17 protein-coding genes are annotated in these 19,738 nt (G+C 54.6%); 16 read left to right on the forward strand and 1 reads right to left on the reverse strand.

Translation table 11 applies throughout. From position 1 onward, the window contains the following. The first annotated feature begins 2 nt into the window (after positions 1-2). From ACID345_RS25125 to ACID345_RS04545, 3 genes are all read left to right on the forward strand, one after another. Entirely contained in the window at positions 3-1,892 is a 1,890-nt protein-coding gene (locus ACID345_RS25125; protein ID WP_011521685.1) for a methyltransferase domain-containing protein, read from the forward strand. Continuing rightward, positions 1,882-2,919: a radical SAM protein gene (locus ACID345_RS04540; RefSeq protein ID WP_083763844.1), complete on the forward strand. Its 1,038-nt coding sequence runs from the start codon at positions 1,882-1,884 to the stop codon at positions 2,917-2,919. The genes ACID345_RS25125 and ACID345_RS04540 overlap by 11 nt, the downstream gene beginning before the upstream one ends. Before the next feature lie 244 nt (positions 2,920-3,163). Next, complete coding sequence (locus tag ACID345_RS04545; RefSeq protein WP_049761671.1) at positions 3,164-4,162, forward strand: hypothetical protein; 999 nt, start codon at positions 3,164-3,166, stop codon at positions 4,160-4,162. Positions 4,163-4,173: 11 nt separating this feature from the next. On the opposite strand, the gene ACID345_RS27340 is transcribed toward ACID345_RS04545, so the two are convergent. Beyond that, a complete protein-coding gene (locus ACID345_RS27340; protein WP_266190048.1) occupies positions 4,174-4,308 on the reverse strand; it encodes a hypothetical protein in 135 nt (44 codons plus the stop codon). Between the two features lie 145 nt (positions 4,309-4,453). On the opposite strand from ACID345_RS27340, the gene ACID345_RS04550 reads away from it, so the two are divergent. The 13 genes from ACID345_RS04550 (at position 4,454) to ACID345_RS04610 (ending at position 19,682) form a co-directional block, all read left to right on the forward strand. Beyond that, on the forward strand, positions 4,454-4,798 hold the full coding sequence (locus tag ACID345_RS04550; protein ID WP_187148939.1) for a cupredoxin domain-containing protein: 345 nt from the start codon (positions 4,454-4,456) through the stop codon (positions 4,796-4,798). 95 nt (positions 4,799-4,893) lie between these two features. Further along, on the forward strand, positions 4,894-5,271 hold the full coding sequence (locus ACID345_RS04555; protein WP_228370732.1) for a c-type cytochrome: 378 nt from the start codon (positions 4,894-4,896) through the stop codon (positions 5,269-5,271). 1 nt (position 5,272) lies between these two features. Beyond that, positions 5,273-6,511: a nucleotidyltransferase family protein gene (locus ACID345_RS04560; protein WP_011521691.1), complete on the forward strand. Its 1,239-nt coding sequence runs from the start codon at positions 5,273-5,275 to the stop codon at positions 6,509-6,511. Between the two features lie 85 nt (positions 6,512-6,596). Further along, entirely contained in the window at positions 6,597-7,145 is a 549-nt protein-coding gene (locus ACID345_RS04565) for a UpxY family transcription antiterminator (RefSeq protein WP_011521692.1), read from the forward strand. Continuing rightward, positions 7,142-9,964 (forward strand): SLBB domain-containing protein, encoded by a 2,823-nt coding sequence (locus ACID345_RS04570; RefSeq protein WP_011521693.1) that lies wholly within the window; start codon positions 7,142-7,144, stop codon positions 9,962-9,964. The genes ACID345_RS04565 and ACID345_RS04570 overlap by 4 nt, the downstream gene beginning before the upstream one ends. Before the next feature lie 10 nt (positions 9,965-9,974). Further along, the gene (locus ACID345_RS04575) at positions 9,975-11,261 is read left to right on the forward strand and encodes a GumC family protein (RefSeq protein WP_011521694.1); all 1,287 of its coding nucleotides are present in this window, start codon (positions 9,975-9,977) and stop codon (positions 11,259-11,261) included. Beyond that, positions 11,245-12,585: a lipopolysaccharide biosynthesis protein gene (locus ACID345_RS04580; protein ID WP_011521695.1), complete on the forward strand. Its 1,341-nt coding sequence runs from the start codon at positions 11,245-11,247 to the stop codon at positions 12,583-12,585. The genes ACID345_RS04575 and ACID345_RS04580 overlap by 17 nt, the downstream gene beginning before the upstream one ends. A gap of 2 nt (positions 12,586-12,587) precedes the next feature. After that, positions 12,588-13,769, forward strand: a complete 1,182-nt coding sequence (locus ACID345_RS04585; protein ID WP_011521696.1) for an O-antigen ligase family protein — start codon at positions 12,588-12,590, stop codon at positions 13,767-13,769. After that, positions 13,766-14,605, forward strand: a complete 840-nt coding sequence (locus tag ACID345_RS04590) for a glycosyltransferase family 2 protein (RefSeq protein ID WP_011521697.1) — start codon at positions 13,766-13,768, stop codon at positions 14,603-14,605. The genes ACID345_RS04585 and ACID345_RS04590 overlap by 4 nt, the downstream gene beginning before the upstream one ends. Positions 14,606-14,614: 9 nt before the next feature. Next, positions 14,615-15,784, forward strand: coding sequence for a glycosyltransferase (locus ACID345_RS04595; protein ID WP_011521698.1), 1,170 nt, complete (start codon positions 14,615-14,617; stop codon positions 15,782-15,784). Next, positions 15,781-16,605, forward strand: a complete 825-nt coding sequence (locus ACID345_RS04600; RefSeq protein WP_011521699.1) for a WecB/TagA/CpsF family glycosyltransferase — start codon at positions 15,781-15,783, stop codon at positions 16,603-16,605. The genes ACID345_RS04595 and ACID345_RS04600 overlap by 4 nt, the downstream gene beginning before the upstream one ends. A gap of 93 nt (positions 16,606-16,698) precedes the next feature. Beyond that, positions 16,699-17,715, forward strand: coding sequence for an NAD-dependent epimerase/dehydratase family protein (locus tag ACID345_RS04605; protein ID WP_011521700.1), 1,017 nt, complete (start codon positions 16,699-16,701; stop codon positions 17,713-17,715). Then, positions 17,712-19,682: a glycosyltransferase family 87 protein gene (locus ACID345_RS04610; protein WP_011521701.1), complete on the forward strand. Its 1,971-nt coding sequence runs from the start codon at positions 17,712-17,714 to the stop codon at positions 19,680-19,682. Before ACID345_RS04605 ends, ACID345_RS04610 begins: the two co-directional genes overlap by 4 nt. Positions 19,683-19,738: the final 56 nt, after the last annotated feature.

Below are 19,738 nucleotides of genomic sequence, written 5' to 3' on the forward strand. Positions count from 1 at the left end.
CCATGGCGTTGCTTGAGAGTTCGTTCGACAGGGTTGCCGAAAAGTACGAGGAGACACCCAATCCTCTCTTGCGATTGGAAGAACGATTCCTGCCGGGCGTTCTTCCGCCGCTGGGTGGGCTCGACGTTATCGACGTCGGCTGCGGAACCGGTCGCTGGTTGAGAACGTTCTCTAAAGCGCGGCCGAATTCGCTCATTGGGATTGATCCATCCTCGTCGATGCTTGCCATTGCACGGTCGAGCATGCCAAACAACGTTGTCGTACACGCGGGATCAGCGTACGCGCTTCCAGTGCCTTCGGAATATGCCGACTTGGCGCTGCTTTCTTTTGTGCTGAGCTATTGCGATGAGGTAGAGGTAGTGGTCCGAGAACTCGCCCGAGCCTTAAAGCCGGGAGCGTCAGTCGTGATTAGCGACATGCATCCGACGACGGAGGGGGAACTCGGATGGAATCGAGCCTTCGATTCTGTGAAGGGCACGACAGTATTAACCAGTTGCCGGCACGAAGTTGAGAATATGGCGGCGACATTTGCGAGATATGGATTCGAACGCGTGTGCCATCTTGAACTGCCGTTCGGCGAACCTGAATTCCAAATATTTGAAGTCGCAGGTAAGCTCGAAAGCTATCGCGCAGCCCATGGTCGCCCAGCGATCTACATCTCACGTTTTGTTCGTCAAAATGCCGAACTGGAGTGCGAGGTGCATTTATCTTGTGCTCAAGTCTCGCTCGGCCCAAGTGCTAGTACTCCGGCCTCAATCTCGATTCGAAACGAGAGGATTGCATCGGTTTCGTCGATCTCGGGGCATTCTGGCGAGAGGTCGATTGACCTCAGCGGATGCATGATTCTGCCCGGACTCATCAATGCTCACGATCATCTCGAGTTCGGCCTATATCCGAATCTTGGTCACGGTCCCTACAAGAATGCGGCCGACTGGGCAAATGATATTCATCGCAGAAATGGGGATGAAATCGCGCGCCAAGCTCGCGTGCCGAAAGATATTCGACTGTACTGGGGAGCTTTGCGGAACCTTCTCTCCGGAGTGACTAGCGTATGTCATCACAACCCGTATGCGGAGATTTTCGATCGGCAAGACTTTCCAGTGCGAGTGATAAGAGAGATGAGATGGGCACACTCACTGGCTTTCGGTGATGGGTTGGAACAAGCGGTCGAACAATCTAGTGATAACTGGCCGTTCGTTATTCACGCATGCGAAGGTGTCGATGAATCGGCGGCCAGAGAGTTGGCCGAACTGGATCGCCGGGGACTCTTCGACGAATTTACAGTTCTTGTGCACGGCTTGGGTTGCCGCGGGGAGGATATTGATCTTCTCAACCAGCGCGATGCAGGGCTGATTGTGTGTCCTACGTCGAACGTTTTCTTGTTCAACAAGAGTATTCCATCGGCATATTTGCGAAAGGTCGAACGTATCGCGATCGGAACAGACTCCCCGCTCACGGCAGGTGGCGACCTGCTCGATGAACTGCGGGCGGCACAAAAGCTGCTGCTTGCAGATCCGTCAATTCTCTACCGGATGTGCACGGATCGTCCTGCGGCATTGCTTCGTTTACGGGCCGGGCAAGGACAAATTCTTGCGGGAGGCCTCGCTGATTTCACCATCGCTCGTGATAAAGGACTCGAGCCTGCCGACGCTTTGCTGGATCTAAAGCTATCGGATATCGAGCTGATCTTTGTTGATGGCAGGGTACAGCTCGCTTCGGAGAGCGGAATCAAGAGACTTCCGGAAGTTATGCGCCGACACCTTCTTCAGTTGCTCGTGGACGGCTCACCCGTTTGGGTAAACGCGCCACTAGACCGCATGTTCCGAGAGACGACGCAGGTGCTCGGAGACGAGATCAGATTAAGTGGAAAGCGAATCGAATATGTTAGTTAGCATCCAGCCAGGCCGATCCACCGATCCCGAGGAACTGCGGGAACATCGCATTCGCCGGCTACCGATACTCGTGCTGGATTTACACAGCCGGTGTCAATGTAAATGCGTGATGTGCGACATCTGGCGCACACGCGAGAGCCAAGAACTTGATTTCGATCTTCTGGTTCGCAATCGCGATGCATTTGCAGGGCTCAAGATCGAGTGGGTCGTTCTCACCGGTGGCGAGCCATTAATGCACTCACGTTTTATTGACATTTGTACATTCCTTAAGCAGGAAGGCGTAAGAATCACGCTTCTCACTGCTGGTATGAGCCTCGCAAAGCGCGCCTCCGAAGTCGCGAACTGTGTCGACGAGGTAATCATTTCTCTCGACGGTCCGCGGAAGGTTCATGACCAAATTCGAGGCGTAACGGGAGCTTACGATCTCCTGACGACGGGGATTCTGGCGGTGTTGTCGCAGCGACCGGAGATGCAGATCAGGGCCCGAACAACCGTGCAAAAAACGAATTGTTCCGCATTATGCGAGACGGTAGATGCCGCGCAGGAGCTGGATTTGTCCGGGATATCGTTTCTGGCTGCGGATGTAACCAGCGCAGCGTTCAACCGGCAAAATCCGCGGCCTTCCTCTCAAGCACCAACGATCGCCTTGGATGCCAGCGAAGTTGAGACTCTGGATTGCGAGATCGCAAGGGTCATTAAGCGGTTTGAACGGGAAATCGCAAGTGGGTATATTGCTGAGAGTGCTGCAAAGCTGCGACGAATAACGCACCATTTCCGCGCCCACCTAGGTCAACGGCCTCACCAAGCGCCCCTCTGCAATGCTCCTTGGGTTTCGGCGGTTCTTGGCCACGATGGATCGTTACGACCGTGTTTCTTTCACGAACCCATCGGTAGTGTAAGCAACCAAACTCTTGAAACTGCATTGAATGGGCGCGCCGGTTGGCATTTCCGTTCATCGTTGGACGTGGAGCGGAACGCAACTTGCCAGCAGTGTGTCTGTTCACTTTATCGACCACACGAGGATTAAAGGGTCCCCGGGCCGGGGCAGGCTCGCGTCATTTTTCACACGAGAATCTCTGCCTAAGGTGGCGTGTCCTTTGGGGGCGTGTCCTTTGGCGAGACAGAGTTTGCAAACAAGTGACAAATCGGACATTGAGGATTGACAACAGCTTCCGGCCCCTTGTTTACCGTGTGACAGTCGAGCCGGAACTATGTCAAGCAATCGTAAAAGGGTATCTCCTAGTGGCAGGGCGTTCGTTCGACGGTTCATCGTGACGATCGCCTTGCCGTTTTTGATGAGTTTTTCCGGGTTTGGGCAAGATGCTCCGCTGATTTCCGGCGGTGTGGGTTTCTTGAGCACTACCGCTGCGGGCCAGACTTACTACCAGCCAATCCTTGCTCCTGTTGCCGTGGTTCCTCTTGGGGAACACTTCCTGGTGGAAGCCCGGGCGGATCTGCGCGGGTTCATTGCCCCTGAAAACGGGAATGGCCCATACCAGGGACAATTCTTCTCGACTCTCGAATACGCGCAAATTGACTACCTCGTTAATAAGCGATTGACCATCACTGCTGGGCGATTTCTTACGCCTTTCAACACTTACAACGAGCGGCTGACGGCGATTTGGATTCGCGACCTCGCCGATTCGCCACTCATTTATCCGATCGGGACGCGAACTTCGGGATCGAGCAATGGTGCGATGATTCGCGGAGCCGCAGCGAATACAGATAGCTGGGAGTTGAATTACACCGCCTATTTTTCCGCAGCATGCACAGTAAACAATCTGCAGGCCGGGCGCGCGGCGGGGATGAGGGCGGGAGTATTCCTCCCGAAACAACAACTCGAAGTTGGCGGTTCATACCAGCGGTATCTCCAGGACGAACACATGAATGTGGGGGGAGCCTATGTGTGGTGGGTTCCTACAGACCTTCCGGTGCAGGTTCGGTCGGAATACGCCCACTCTGACCAAGGCCACGGGTATTGGATTGAGGGTGCATTCCGATTCACTCGAAAGAACGAAATTACAACGATCACATCGCGAATCCAGCCCATGGCCCGAGTGCAGCAGTTTTTTCGGGGTTCGGCGCCCGGAGGTCTGCTTCCGTCGCAAGACACGAACGAAATGGACTTTGGTATAAACGCCTACCTTCCCCAGGACATCCGGTTGACCACGAGCTACGGGCGGCAATTTAGCTCCGGAGCGGATTTCAACGTCTGGAACGTCGGCGTGACCTATCGCTTCGTGCTTCCGCTCGCAGGGAGGCACTCGTGAAGACTCTGCTACTAGCTGGGTTGCTCATCATCGGTGGCTGCGGCGTATTCGCTCAGACCGGCGGGAAAGCGGCGCCCACCATAAGCAACCAATCGAATGCTCCAGACGGTGCGCGATTGTTCGCCGTTAATTGTGGGCGTTGCCATCGTCCTCCGGACCAACTCTCTCCGAAAATCGCTGGCTCAGTTCTTCGTCACATGCGTGTACGCGCAATGCTCTCGAAAGAAGATGAACAAGCAATCTTGAAATACCTTGCCCCATAACCAGGTGGATATGCGCAGAACTCCCTTAATGACATTGCTCGTAATCATGGCTCCGGTTCTATTTCTGGCCGCGACAAACACCATCAACGCAAACTCGGTTCAGCAGATCGATATCAATGCTCACCGGTTCTCTTATGAGCCAAAAGAGATCACGATCAAGAAGGGCCATCCGGTCACCCTCGTGTTTCACAGCCAGGATGTGAGCCACGGATTTGTTTCCGAGGAATTTCGGGTGAAGACGGACATTCCGAAGCGTGGAGTCTCCAAGGTGACATTTACACCTCAAAACGCCGGAGATTTTGTCGGAAAATGTGCTCATTTTTGCGGAGCGGGCCATGGCGAGATGCAGCTGACGATTCACGTTGTGGAGTAAGCATGCGCACGCTTGCGATTGCCGCAGTAATCATTAGCGTGACGATAGCGAGCTCATGCAGAGTCTCAACTCCGGGCAAGTTGGAGACAGGCTTTATGCGAACGGCGAAGCACAGGGCGCTTGTCGGGAATAAGGACGCTAAGAACCCTAAGTCATTCACCCCCGACACGATCAAGGCTGGAAAGAAAGCGTTTGGCCATTACTGCACTGTCTGTCACGGGCTCGATGGGCAGGCAACGGGTGTGCCTTTCGCTGCCCGTATGACGCCTCCGGTGCCTTCTCTCGCATCGCAGGACGTGCAGTCCTATACCGATGGCCAGCTGTATTGGGTGATCGCAAACGGAATCGCTCCCTCCGGCATGCCCGCTTCCAAGGGCATTCTCAACGACGACGAAATCTGGGAGATCGTCATATACATGCGCCACCTTCCGCCGCTTGGCAGCTTAGGAGAACCGAAGTTCTATTCGGACTAACATGCTCGTTCGTCCACTCAATTCGCTCCCAGCCGTGATACTCGCGGCGTTCATGCCGGTTCGATCGCCGGAGTTGGAGCAGGCATTTGCGAAGTTTGCGCTTCGTGATTGGCGGAAGCTTGGAAACTGGATCCATGCGAGTGGACTTGCGCTGTACTTATTGGACGAACTGAAATCGCGAGGCATCGGAGATGCGTTGCCCGATGCGATTCGATCGGAGCTTGAAGAAAACCTGGCGGACAATCTTGAGCGGACCAGCGCGCTCATTGTCGAGTTCTTGCGGCTGAATTCGGAGTTTGCCGCGGTGAAGCTCGATTACCTCTGTATCAAGGGCTTCACGCTTGGCGCTGTCTACTGCAAGAGGCAGCAGCTACGGTCACAGTTCGACCTGGACTTTTGGGTCAGAGAAGATCAGGCACGAGAGTTTACGAAGCTGATGCGTCGTCTCGGGTACGACGTGAAGGCATTCGATCGCGTGCTCGAGTGCCACACGAACGGTACTCCGTATCCGAGGTTCCAAGACTTTTACAAGCCTCCTCAGCGCAAATCGGTAGAAATCCACCTGCGCTCTGTGAGCGAGTTCGATCAAGTTCCTCGCGCAAACGGTGTGCTCAACAACGTAATTTTCCCGGCATTGGCGCGCGAGCGGATGTTCGTTGAACAGGCGTTGCACCTCACAAAACATTTTTGCAGCGAGTGGACCCGCGCCTCCTGGGCATTGGAGTTGAACCGAGCAATTCACGGCCCCGAGATCGGTGCAGAGTTCTGGTCGGCCGTGAGGGAGCAGTGCACAGAGGTTCAAGCGATCCTTCTGGGTATTGCGGTCGCTTCGTGCGCCCATATCTGGAAATGTTCCGCGCCGGTCGAACTCAATTGGGCCACCAAGGCTTTGCCAAGTGGCGTAGTGCGATGGATCGATGAGTATGCGCAATCAGCGGTGACTGCGCGTTTTCCGGGATCGAAGTACTACCTTCTTCTTGAGAAGGAGTTGGAAAAGGACTCGATCGATTATCGACGCCATCGTCGAGCAGCGCTGCTGCCTTTTAGGATGCCCGGATACGTCACCAACGAACGACGTCTGACACTCACCGAGATTCCCTCCCACATCAAGTATGTCGGAAAGCGTTTCGCATTCCACGTGCGAGAGGGAGCAAAGTTGCTTCAGGCGGAACGTAATTGGTTGGAGCGAACGCGAAGCGCGAAAGTATACGCGCAGCGTGAAGGTGACAGCATCGCGTAGGAGGGACGTTGGGTTGTGGGTTCTCTCAAAGGGCAGGTCACGAGTACCTAAGTGACAGGGCGAAGCTGTGATGGAGGTGGTTCACATGCTCGAGTCGAAATGTAATGGGTACGACGAACTTCACTGGTTCGCCGTCCAAACCCGACATAGGCATGAAAAGCGGGTTGCGGAACGATTGCGCCAATCAGAGATTGAGACGTTCCTCCCAATTCATCGTGCAGTACATCGATGGAAGAACGGAATCAACGCCGAAGTCAACCTGCCGCTCTTTCCGGGATACTTGTTTACAAGACTCCGCGGATCCCAACGAATTCCTTTATTGCGCGAGCCCGGAGTAATCGCGATTGCGGCTTCGAGTAATTCGCCAACGCCTATCGGCGACAACGAAATTGCACAGCTTCGTCTCGTCGCAGAGAGCGTCAAAGCCGAACCGCACCCGTTCCTGGCGATCGGCCAGCAGGTGAAGGTGGTTGCCGGCCCGCTCTTCGGCATGGAGGGGATTCTGATTAGAAAGAAGAGTGAATATCGGGTAGTTGTGTCAGTCAAGATCATCATGCGGTCTGTCGCGGTGGACGTTAGTGAGTTGGAAATCGAGCCGGTTCGCACAAGTCACTTGAGATGGGAAGAAGCATGAGGCGCTTCGTTTTTAACACGATGCTTTGGAGCGGATTCACTTGGGTCCTGTTGGCGGCGATGGGGGTTGCTCAGCAACTGTCGACGCCGCTGCCTGCCCAAAGCGACATAACAGATGCGCGTTCTTCCGAGAGCATGTCACTTCCAGCGTCCGCACTCATCAATCTTCTCAAACAACGTCCGGACTTGGTGATCGAGATTAAACGCGCCGCAGCGACATACCTTCAAGCGAAAGGAATGGACGTTTCGGAAGATGTAATCACCGACGACATGCTGTTCGAACGCATCAATACTGATCCGGATTTCCGCAAGTCGCTGACGTCGTGGTTGTGGACGCGCGGATACATCAATCAATCGGATATCGAGAATGCGGCGTTGAGCCAATCGAATTCTGGTGCCGAAGAAAGCGGGAGCACGCAACCCTTCGACTCACAGCTACCTACGACGTCGAATAGAGCGCAGAAAGTTCGTCCCTCGGGCCAAGAACCCGATCGAGAGCGGTATTCGAATTCCGCAAGTGCTGGCGTACAAGCGACGGGACCTGCGCAACCTCGTTCGCGCGTATCGGAGGAAGCTGGCGATCCGAACCAGCCTACTCAAGACGGCCTAGTACACCAACCCACTCCACTGAACCTTCTTGCGCTTCGAGATCTATACACGCAAGTTCCGGAACCAAGCTCGTCTCTTCGCCGGTTTGGTTCGGACACATTTCTGCAACACGGACAGAGCGCAGAAGCCTCGATCGATCTCCCAGCTGGACCGGAATACGTTCTTGGCCCCGGGGATGTTCTGACTTTAAGCATGTGGGGAAGCATTTCCCAGACATTGCCGCGAACTGTGGACAGGGAAGGCCGGATTGTGCTGCCCGAAGCTGGTCCTGTCTCGGTCGCGGGACTCACGCTCGAGCAAGCGCAAGCTCTGACAGAGAAAATGCTGCGACCGCAGTTTCGAGATGTGCGGGTACAACTATCCCTTGCGCGAGTGCGCACTGTGCGAATCTACGTAGTCGGTGATGTGCAACGTCCCGGTGCATACGATGTGAGCGCCTTGTCGACGGTGGTGAATGCACTGTTTGCTGCGGGTGGGCCTACTGCTATCGGATCCTTGCGGACAGTGCGTCACATGCGAAACAAGGAGCTGGTGCGCGAAGTTGATCTGTACGATTTTCTCTTGCGAGGAATTCACGCGGACGTAGAACGCCTCGAGCCTGGTGACACGGTTCTCGTCCCTCCGGCGGGCCGCCAGGTGACTGTCTCCGGGATGGTCCGGCGCCCTGCAATCTACGAGCTTCGAGGCGAGAGATCGATCGACGACGTCGTCGCTCTCGCCGGCGGACTCCTCGTCTCGGCGTCAACCTCACAGATACGGATCGAACGTGTCAGGGCGAACACAGCTCGCGTAACGGACGAGATCACAGTTAAAAACTCGGACGATGCGTCTTCGGTTCGGGCATCGCTGCAAGCGTATGCGGTCGAAGACGGTGACAGAGTCGTGATTGCTCCGATCCTTCCGTATAGCGAACGTGCCATTTACGTGGAAGGGCACGTAATTCGCCCCGGCAAGATTGCATATCGCGACAACATGTCTGTTACCGATGTGATCAGATCTTATAGAGACCTGCTGCCTGAACCCGCTGAGCGGGCAGAAATCATCCGGTTGCGTCCTCCCGACTTTCGGCCGGAAACCATCGAATTCAACTTGTCAGAGGCGTTGATCGGCAATAGCCAGATTCACTTGCAACCGTTCGACACGATTCGTGTCCTGGGCAGATACGAGTTCGATGCTCCGAAGGTCACGATTCAAGGCGAAGTCTTACGGCCAGGCACCTATCCCTTACCCGAGAAACTTACCGTCGCTCAGCTAGTGCGCTTGGCAGGAGGTTTTAAGCGTTCAGCATTAAAAGACCACGCTGATCTCACCAGCTATGACGTGCAGCAAGGCGCCAGGGTCACGAGTCATCGCCTGTCGATTGATATTGGGCGGGCGGTTGATGATGCCGACTCCGCGGCTGACGTCGCACTGAAAACCGGCGATGTGTTAACAATTCACCAGATCGCTGGCTGGAACGACATCGGCGCCTCTGTGACTCTAGGAGGCGAGGTTGCGTACCCCGGAACGTATGGCATTCAGGAAGGGGAGCGACTCAGCTCGGTGCTGAAACGTGCGGGTGGTTTCCGCGACACTGCCTATCCGACCGGTGCGTATTTGTCTCGTGTCCAGGTGCGAGATTTCGAAGAGAAGAGCCGCAACGAACTCATCCGACAAATTGAAACTACCTCTGCAGCAACAAAGATTTCGCCTTCTCTGAGTACCACCGAGCAGGCGGCGACGCTGCAATTGATCACGCAGCAGCAGGAACAAGTACTGCAGCGGCTGCGGAATCAGCCGTCGACGGGACGGCTTGTGATCAAGATCAATAGTGACATTGCCACGTGGGAAGGTACTCCCATCGATATCGAACTTAGATCTGGCGACGTGCTGACGATTCCCAAGCGACCTGGATTCGTGCTCGTCACTGGGCAGGTTTACAACTCGACCGCGATCACGTATGTGCCGGGGAGGGATGCGAATTGGTATTTGCATCGTGCAGGTGGACCGACCGCAATGGCGAGCAAGAAAGAAATTTTCGTCATTCGGGCGAACGGCTCTGTTGTAGGTCGCGAGTCCGATGAGAGCGCGCTTCACGCCAAGTTGGACGCGGGCGACGTGGTAGTTGTGCCTCAAAAGATCATAGGCGGCTCGATGTTCTGGCGAAATCTCCTGGCAACCGCGCAATTCGTGGCTTCTTTTGCGATCACTGCTAAGGTCGCTGGACTTTAAGTTGAAGATCATGCCATCCGACGACAGGCTTGCTGCTTCAGTCGATGTGACGAATGCGGTCCGCGTTAGTTCGCGCTTGGATCGACTCGCCATCGGATGGGAGCGACGAGGCGCGATTGTCAAAGCCGCGGTGATAGGTGTGATCGTCAGCACGACTCTCGCTTTCGTTATTCCAAAGCAGTACGAGTCAACAGCACGCATCATGCCACCCGAAGGGGGAATGAGTTCGGCGATTATGGCGGCGCTGGCAAGTCGGGCTCTTCCGGGAAATCTTGGAGCAATTGCGGGCAGCCTTTTCGGCTTCCAAAGTACCAGCACGGTCTTCGTTAACTTGCTACAGAGTCGGAGCGTGACCGAACGGGTCGTTGATCGCTTTGATCTTCAGAAAGTCTATCGAAGCCGCTATAAACAGGACGCCCTAAAAAAGCTCCATCGGAGAACCGAGATTGCAGAAGACCGTAAGACGGGCATCATTACGATTACGGTCGCAGACACTGACCGTCGTCGCGCTCGCGATATGGCCCAAACTTATCTCGATGAACTGAACTCTCTGGTAACCCGTGTGAACAGTTCGGCCGCCGGACGAGAACGCGAGTTCATCGCACAACGCCTTGTCACAGTGAAGCGTGATCTCGATGATGCCGAACGCCAGTTGAGTGTGTTTTCGACGAAGAACGCCACGCTCGACGTTAAAGAACAGACTCGCGCAATGGTCGAGGCAACAGCAAAACTAGAGGGAGAACTCATTATTGCGCGTTCGGAATTGAGTTCGCTAGATCAGATATATGGGCCCGAGAATGTGAGAGTGCGGGCGGGTCGCGCTAGAGTCGGCCAATTGGAACATGAACTCAAGAATGCCACCGGCTCTGGTGTGCCGAGCGACATTACCGAATCTACTCCATATCCTCCTTTAAGAGCTCTGCCAACGTTAGGCGTGCAATGGGCCGATCTCTACCGACGCGTGAAGCTGCAGGAAACGGTATTCGAGCTATTGACGCAAGAGTACGAACTCGCCCGCATCGAAGAGGCGAAAGCAATTCCAAGCATCAGCGTAATTGATCCGCCGAATTGGCCGGAACGCAAGTCCTTCCCGCCGCGATTGGTGATCATGCTCGTAGGGACCTTACTGAGTGTATTGGGAACCTTCTTCGTCATCGTGAGGAAGGCTGAGTGGCGCGCGGTTCCAGAAGAAGATCCGAAAAAGTTACTGTTCCGTGCCGTCATGCTCGACTTGAAAGAGGATAGCCCTCAATGGCTATCGAAGAAGACGGTTCACCACAATGGCCACGAGCTCTGAATCGCTGACGGTTGGAATTCTCCAGCCGCGCAAACGAATTGAAGGCGCGCCCCTCGCACGGAACGTCGTGTTCAGCGTAGTCGACTACCTGACGCAACCGCTCCTGATGTTGCTTACAGCGCGCTACTTCGTCAGAGCGCTGGGGTTACCGCTTTTCGGGATTTGGATTTTGGTCCTCGCCATCATTGGGAGCAGTGGCAGCATCTGCACGGGTTTTGGAGACGCGGCATTGAAGTATGTCGCCGCTATGCGTGGCCGCATGGACGATGACGGTGTTTCGCGAGTTATCGGCTTATCTGCAATGCTGAACCTTTCCATGGGAATTGCGTTAGCGCTCGCGTTTTATGCGCTCGCACCCTGGTCCGCCACGCACATGTTCCATCTCAGCGGACAACTAGCTACCGAGTTCGTTACGGCTCTTCGCATTGGCGGGGGCGTCCTCGCCGTTCGGTCGCTATCCTTCGTTTTCATTGGGGCATTCCGCGCATTTGAACTATATGAGCGGGCAACTCAGGTTGTCGTGAGTACGAGACTTGCAACAGCTCTCGCGGCGCTCGTCTTGGTCTGGAAAGGGTTCGGAGTCGTCGCAATTCTTTGGATCACTTTGATTTGCGAATTCGGAGCACTCTTAACGTTGGTGCACCGCGGCGCCGGGGTTTGGCGAGAGGTTCGTGTCCCGCGGCTTAAAGAAGATGACTGGCGATCGCTTACATCGTTTGGCTTCTTCGGATGGGTCCAGGCGCTCTCCGGAACACTCTTCAGCCAAGCCGACCGGCTCGTCGTCGCCGCTTTGCTCGGACCTTCAGCTTTGACCTATTACGGCGTGTGTGTGCAATGCACGCAGCCGATTCACGGACTGACCGCAGCTGGATGCAATGTCTTGTTCCCGCATCTGAGCACGAAGGTCGAGACCGCCGGCACATCGTATTTGCGGAAGTTTCTGGCTCGCGCATTTCGTCTCAACCTACTCACCGTTCTTGGGTTGGCGATCGTGCCCCTCCTGTTGAGCAGACCTCTCCTCACACTCTGGATGGGAAAATCATTCTCCGACCATGCAGCTGTCACACTTTCCCTCGTGGCGGCGAGCTTTGCTCTCCTTGCTCTGAATGTCCCAGGTCACTACGCTCTCATGGCTCTCGGAGAGGTGCGGTACCTGACAATCTTGAATGTAGCCGGGTGCGTCCTGTCTCTCTTACTCGCTTGGTTCTTTATCCCGAAGATCGGAATCGCGGGAGCAGCGGCTGCAAGGCTGGCATACGGCCCGTTGACCTGGTTGTTGTATGCGAGGCTGCAGCGGCTAACAAGCCGGGAAGAGGCGAGATAAGCGTGTCTGCGGCATCGCTCCAAATTCGCGCGGCAATTACAAACGCAAGTCCTGTCGCGTTTTTGTTCGGCTGGTTCTTGTCAGCTCGCATAGCGTTGACACTGCTTGCATTCCAGGCGAATCCCGCGTCCGGTAGCGCGGCTGAAATTGGCGTGCTGTTCCTTTTCGTTTTTCTAGCTTGGACCTTTACAAGCAGTCAACAGCAATCCCTAGATGGCGCAACACCGCTTCGATGGATCTGCGCGTATCTTGCAATGACTGGGGTCAGCCTCTTCTGGTCGGTCACAGACTCCGTGGTGGTGGGGTTAGCGTATTGGGCAGGCCTCGCAGCGGAGTGTTTCGTAATTTACCTGATCATGAACTCAGGGGATGCGAACGAAAACTGTGAGCGAATCCTCTTCGGGTTCGTCGGAGGCGCAGCATTCGTCGGGCTTATTGCCTGGTACCTCCCTACTCTCTCGGACCTCCGAATCGGAGATGAAGATTTTCTACATCCCAATGCCTTGGGGTACGTCCTTGCTCTCGCAACACTGTGCGGGATGCATCTTGCCCGCAAGTCGCGGCTAGCGGGACTGCTTGCGGTGTTTTGCGGAATTACGCTCTGGAGGACAATCAGCAAAGCGTGCATCGCAGGCTTCATTGCCTCTGCGGCGTTTTACCTCTTGAGAGCGTCGCACTTGAGCCGCCGAGCCAAGATCGCCATCTATGCGATAGCGGCGAGCAGCATCGTCTTTGGATGGAGTTTGGTTGAAGCCTATGTCGATATGTATGACCAAGGCAGCCACATCGAGACACTTACCGGACGGACCACCATCTGGAGCATCGCCTGGGAAGAGGGAATTAAAACACCGTGGCTGGGCCATGGTTTCTATTCTTTTCGCTTCGTCGTTCCAATGCTCGGCGACTTTTTCCCTTGGCAGGCACACAACGAGCTTCTTCAACAATTGTTTTGTTACGGAGTCGTGGGCTTGGCAGTGTTCGCCGTTTTATACGTGTCCTTCGCCCGCTTTCTGTACGTCCATCGAGGCCACGAATGGTTCTCGCTCGTGGTGGCGATATTCGTATTCGTGTTGGTTCGAGGCATCGCCGATACTGAGCGCTTTGATCTCAACTTTCCCCTGTGGCTGTTGACTCTGTTCACGATGGTTATTGCCCGGACGCAACAGGAACGAGTGACAGCATGAGTAACCCATCCATCAGCATCGTCACACCGTCATTGAATCAAGGGCCATTCTTACGCGAATGTCTCAAGAGTGTAGCGAAACAGGGCATTTCTGTAATCGAACACATCGTGATGGATGGGGATTCAACAGATGACTCCATGGAAACACTGAAAGCATTTGAGGCGGAATGCCGCTACCCGCTGCGATGGCAATCCAAGCGCGACAGAGGCCAGAGTGACGCTATCAACAAGGGCTTTAAAGAGGCCAAGGGCGAGATTATCGGGTGGCTCAATGCAGATGACCGTTACCGCCCCGGTGCTTTTTCGGCGGTGCTAGATGCATTTCGGAAACACCCGGAAACGGATGTCTTATATGGCGATTACACGTGGATTGACGCGGACGGCGAAACCGTCCAACAGCGCCGCGAAATCGGGTTCAGCCCGTTCGTGCTTCTGTATCACCGCGTCCTTTACATTCAAACGACCGCAATGTTCTTTCACCGGCGAGTCCTTGATGCCGGCTACTGTTTAGACGAGAGTCTGCATTACGCAATGGATTTCGAGTTCTTCGTGCGGCTCAGTGCGAGTCGTCACCGATTTCTACATGTTCCGGTGTTCCTGGGTGATTTTCGATTTCAGCCGAAAAGCAAGACAACACTTCATCCCGAGAGACAGTTGCAGGAGCAAACAGACATCATGCAACTGTACTCACCAGTATTTCGACACTGTCCTCGTGGGATGTTCGCTACCGGGATGACATTCGGCCTACGTACTGCGGCCGCGATTCGAAGGTATAGCGAGAAAGCCGTTCGCGGCTATTACTTGACGCAATTTCGAACCGCCGCACCAACTGACTAGAGAAGCAACATGCGCGTCGTAATATCCGCACTTTGGGGCGCGACTCAGCCCTCTGGCATATGCCGGACGGTCGATGGGCTTGTCCGTGGAATAAAGGAAATTGCTTCGGATGTCGAACTGGCGATCGTCGTCGGCAAGTGGCAGCGCGGTTATTTCGAGGATTGCTTCGAAATCAATTCGTCAAATGTGCGGCTCGTTGACGTAGATATTCGAAACAACTCTGTCAGTCGCAACTTGTGGTACGTGTTCGGACTGCCGCGGCTCGCGAGGAGAGTCTCCGCCGACATCGTACACATGGCGTTCCCGGCTCCAGTGATTCGCTCGGCTTTTCATTGTCCAATCGTTACCACCCTGCACGATCTTTACCCGTACGACAGTCCGAGCAATTTTGGTTACCCGCACGTGTTTGCGAATCGAATGGCGTTGAGACGAGCGATCAGCGCCGCCGATCGCGTCATTTGCGTTAGCGACTTTACACTGTCGAGATTTCGTGAGCGATTTCCGGTGCCAGCTGCACACAAGGGCGTCCATATTGCCAACGCTATTGTGGCGAGCACTTCAGCGGAAGCGGGACAGTCGCAGATCGATGGTCCTCTGTTCCTTGCTGTGGCACAGCATCGAGCTAACAAGAATCTAAATTTATTGCTTCGCGCGTTCAACTTTTATCGATCGCTCACCGATGCCAAGGCGGGTCTGAAACTGGTAATCGTGGGGATGGATGGCCCTGAAACCACGCGCTTACATCACCTTGTTGATCGACTCAGTTTACATGAGACCGTTGTGTTCCTCGCAGGTCTCACGGAGGGCGAACTGGCGGCCCTCTATAGGGATTGCGAGTTGTTTGTCACACTCTCCAGCGTTGAAGGATTTGGATTACCACTAAGAGAAGCGATCGAGTCTGGATCGCGAGTTGTTGCTTCCGACATCCCGGCGCACGGGGATGTTGAGCGTGGCCGCTGTGAATTCGTTGCTCTCGGTGGGGACGACGAGGTTTCGCGAGTTGTTGCGGCGTTTCAACAGGCCTTGAGCTCTCCGAGAAGGTTTTCGACTAGTTCCCGTCAACAATCGCCTTCCCGAACCGCAAGCAAGTATCTCGATCTCTATAGCGCAGCGGTACGCGGGCAGGCAACGAAGGGAAAGCATCCGTCCAACGAGTTATCGACCTTGGAGCATCGATGAGCCATTTAGGGGAATCGAGAAAAGCAAATGTGTTCGGTGTAGCGATCGAGCCAGTAAACATGCAGTTGGCCGTGTTGCGGGTGATCGAGGCGCTAAGGGATCCTCCATCATATGTATGTCTTGCTGGTGCCCATGGAATTGTTGAAGCTCGACGGAACATTGAGTTGGCGCGCGCCTATCGCGATGCCTCTTTTGTTTTGCCAGATGGAATGCCTACGGTGTGGATTGGTCGTCACCAAGGGTTTGTGAGCATGGATCGTGTGTTCGGGCCTGAATTCATGTTTGCGGTGTTCCAAGCTTCAGAGGGTACGGGCGCGAGGCACTTTCTGTATGGCGGGGAGGTCGGTGTAGCCCAGGAACTTCAATCCTCGTTGAAAAAGAGATTTCCGAAATCCAATATCGTCGGAACCTACACGCCGCCCTTTCGAAGTCTGAGCCAAACAGAAGAGACCGACTTGGAACAAATGCTTCGCGTCGTTCGTCCGGACTTCATGTGGATCGGTCTTAGTACGCCGAAGCAAGAGATATTTATGCGCAAATATCGCGACATGCTTCCGGTGAAGATCATGATTGGAGTGGGCGCTGCCTTCGACTTTCACACCGGCCGCCTGACCGACAGTCCAACCTGGGTCAAACGTTCAGGTCTTCAATGGCTGCATCGGCTTATCCAGGAGCCACGCAGGCTCTGGCGCAGGTATCTCCGCACGAACTCTATTTTCTTATGCCTTGCCATGCTCGAATTGGCTGGGTCTGAGCGTCCGCGGATTTTGCCCGTAGCGAAGCCTGCAGCGGGAGTTCTAGACGATCCATTGGTGGAGTAACGAAGTTTTCGTTTGTTTGATTGCGTTCCGGCTACTGAATTAGTGAATCACATCTCCGTGTTTCAATCCACAACTGAGAAAGAGAGTAGACGCATGCTAAAGCGTGTCCTTGTGACGGGCGCTGGTGGGTTTATCGGGCACCATCTCATGAACGCCTTGGTCGACCTGGGATATTGGGTTCGAGGTGCGGACATAAAGAGCCCGGAGTTTCAGCCCAGCCGCGCGGATGAATTTCATCTCCTTGATCTTCGCGAGGTACAAAACTGCGAGCAAATGACAGACGGAGTGGATATGGTCTTCGCGCTTGCTGCAGATATGGGGGGCATGGGCTACATTTCAAGCCATCATGCGGCCATTCTGCACACGAATACATTGATCAACTTCAATACGCTGGAAGCGGCAAGGCGCAGCGGGGTGCGGCGCTATCTGTTCACCTCGTCGGCTTGCGTCTATCCCGAGTACCGTCAACTTGCTACTGACGTACCGGCCCTACGCGAGGAGGATGCTTACCCGGCTGCTCCGCAGGATGCATATGGCTGGGAAAAGTTGATCACGGAGCGCCTATGCACTCACTATCGCGAAGACTATGGGATGGAAATGCGAATAATTCGCTTCCATAATATCTTTGGACCGCTGGGGACGTGGGAAGGAGGACGCGAGAAAGCTCCTGCCGCGATGTGCCGCAAAGTTGCGATCGCTAAACTCACAGGTAATCACGAAATCGAAATCTGGGGCGATGGCAAACAGACTCGTTCCTTCTGCTATATCGACGATTGCGTCACCGGTATCCATAAGCTCATGGTGTCCGATTTTGCGTATCCGTTGAATCTCGGGCAGGATCGCATGGTAAGCATCAATGAACTCGCGGATTTAGTTGCGGATATCGCAGGTATTCGCGTCAACAAGCGTCACGTTTCTGGGCCGATGGGAGTACGCGGTCGTAATTCCGATAACACACTCTTGCGACAGGTTCTCGGCTGGACCCCTGTGATCTCTTTGGAAGATGGCCTGCGTCGTACTTACCGTTGGATCGAGGCTCAGGTGGCCGCCAAACTTTCGGAGAAATGCTCGAGTTCGTTCACTTCGAAGGTCGCGGCTACTACGCCATGAGCAGCACGACCATTCGGGTCAACCCAGTAGCGAGGCGCGGACTTCTCCGCGCTTTTGCTCTTTTGGAGTTAGCTGCCCTCATCGTGGGTCTTTCAGTCTTGAGTGTTCGCGTGATTCCACACGCGTGGCGTAGCCTCGATACGGACTTCCCCAATGATTACGTCGCAGCTCGACTGGTTCGCGAGAGCTACACAGTTGACCGGATTTACGAATGGGAATGGTTTGAAGAGCAGAGAGTACGGATGGGAGTTGATTACCCCACAGCCGGCTTCATACCACACACTCCATTCTCGGTTCTCCCCATGATTCCGTTTACATGGTTTGAACCGCTTGCCGCCAAACGGGCATGGATCACTACGAGCCTCCTCCTGCTTCTCGGTTCGATCACGCTGATCTCGAATATTTCCCATTTGCGTTGGCAGTGGGTTGCAACGGCCGCATTCCTGTCCATGCCGCTGTATCGCAATCTCGAGTACGGCCAGTTTTACGTTCTCGTGCTATCGGTGCTCAGCCTCGCGCTATGGTGTTATGGCCGAGATTACCGATTCACAGCCGGACTACTTACGGCGATTGCTGCGGGATTGAAGATCTTTCCCGTGCTGTTGATCGTTTTCTACCTGAGGAAGCGCGATTTCAGGGCCCTCGTCGGATTTGCGATTGGCGCAGTCACGGTATTTGGAACGTCTTTGTATGTGTTCGGTTGGGTAGCGTGCATTCGATATGTGAATGAGATTCTTCCCGCCGCGATGCGCGGCGAAGCGATGGATCCATTCGCCCTGGCTGCGAACTCGATCAGCTCAGTGCTGCATCACATTTTCATCCTTGATCCGCAGTTGAATTCACACCCGATCGTCAATGAGGCGTCGCTCGTCGGTCTGATCGGTCCGTTGTTGCAGATTCTGATATGGGCTCCTATTGCCCTGCTGTGCTCAAGAACCAGAGATCCGCGCGTCGACAATCTCGAATGGTCCGGTATTCTTATCGCTTCTCTTACAATCTCGACGCTTCCTGCGTCGTACAACTTCATTGTTTTATTGTTGCCGTGCGCCATATGGGTTGGTGGTTGTATTCGCGAAGGCTGTCGGTGGGCTGCTGTGGCCGTCGCCGCGCTCTATTTTCTGATTGGATGGCTTCCTCTCACGTCTGGCGGCTCACGCGGTTTTGTTGCGATCCTCGCTGTCCCACGCCTTTGGTGCCTACTTCTGTTGTCCGGCTTGGTTATCTACCATCTTTCCCGCCGGGCGTCGTTTGACTTCCGCCGGGAAGGGCTGTGGATTGCCAGCCTCCTCGTGCTGACGCTGATCAGCAGTTTTGGATTGGCACGTCATGAGAGTCGACTGTACAGCGAGCACGCTTCGCCCTTAATTCCTGAGGGGACGATCTACGTTGTAACCTCTCCTCAACTTGCAGAGGGTAAATTGCGATTCCATGGGATGGCTCGCGACGGCTGGCATTGGTATCAAGTGGACCAAAAAGGCGAGGACATGCACATCATCGAGGCGCCAACGAAAGATACCGCGTGGCTCGTCGAAAATAAAGGGCGTCACTCGCTCTGGATCAACGATCGTTCGCAAACACCAGTGCAGGTTTCCTCTGATGATCTCGACGTTTATGAATTCTCGGCTGCCGACAACGGCCAACTCGTGTTCTCGGCGCTGACGGGCCACCACAGAATGGAGCTTTTTGTGTTGTCGAACGGAAAGCCGGAGCCTTTGCACATTGAAAACGCGCGGTTTCCCGCGTTTTCTCCGGATGGACGCTGGCTAGCATACGCAAAATTCTCCAATTCTTCCTGGCACCTCACTCTCCGAAAACTCGATAATGGCAACGAACGCCACCTTGGCACAGCCTCTTGTAACCAAGCGTATCCGGCATGGGTGCGGGATTCGCAGACTCTCATTTATGCGAGCGATTGCGGGCGAGGCTTGTGGCAAACCACGCTCGAATCGCGAAGTATCGAGTTTTAGACACACCTGTCTAATTGGTGTTTAGCACGGTGCTGTAAATTCAATTTCTCGAGATG

Source organism: Candidatus Koribacter versatilis Ellin345, from assembly GCF_000014005.1.
In the GTDB taxonomy this organism is placed as follows: domain Bacteria; phylum Acidobacteriota; class Terriglobia; order Terriglobales; family Acidobacteriaceae; genus Korobacter; species Korobacter versatilis_A.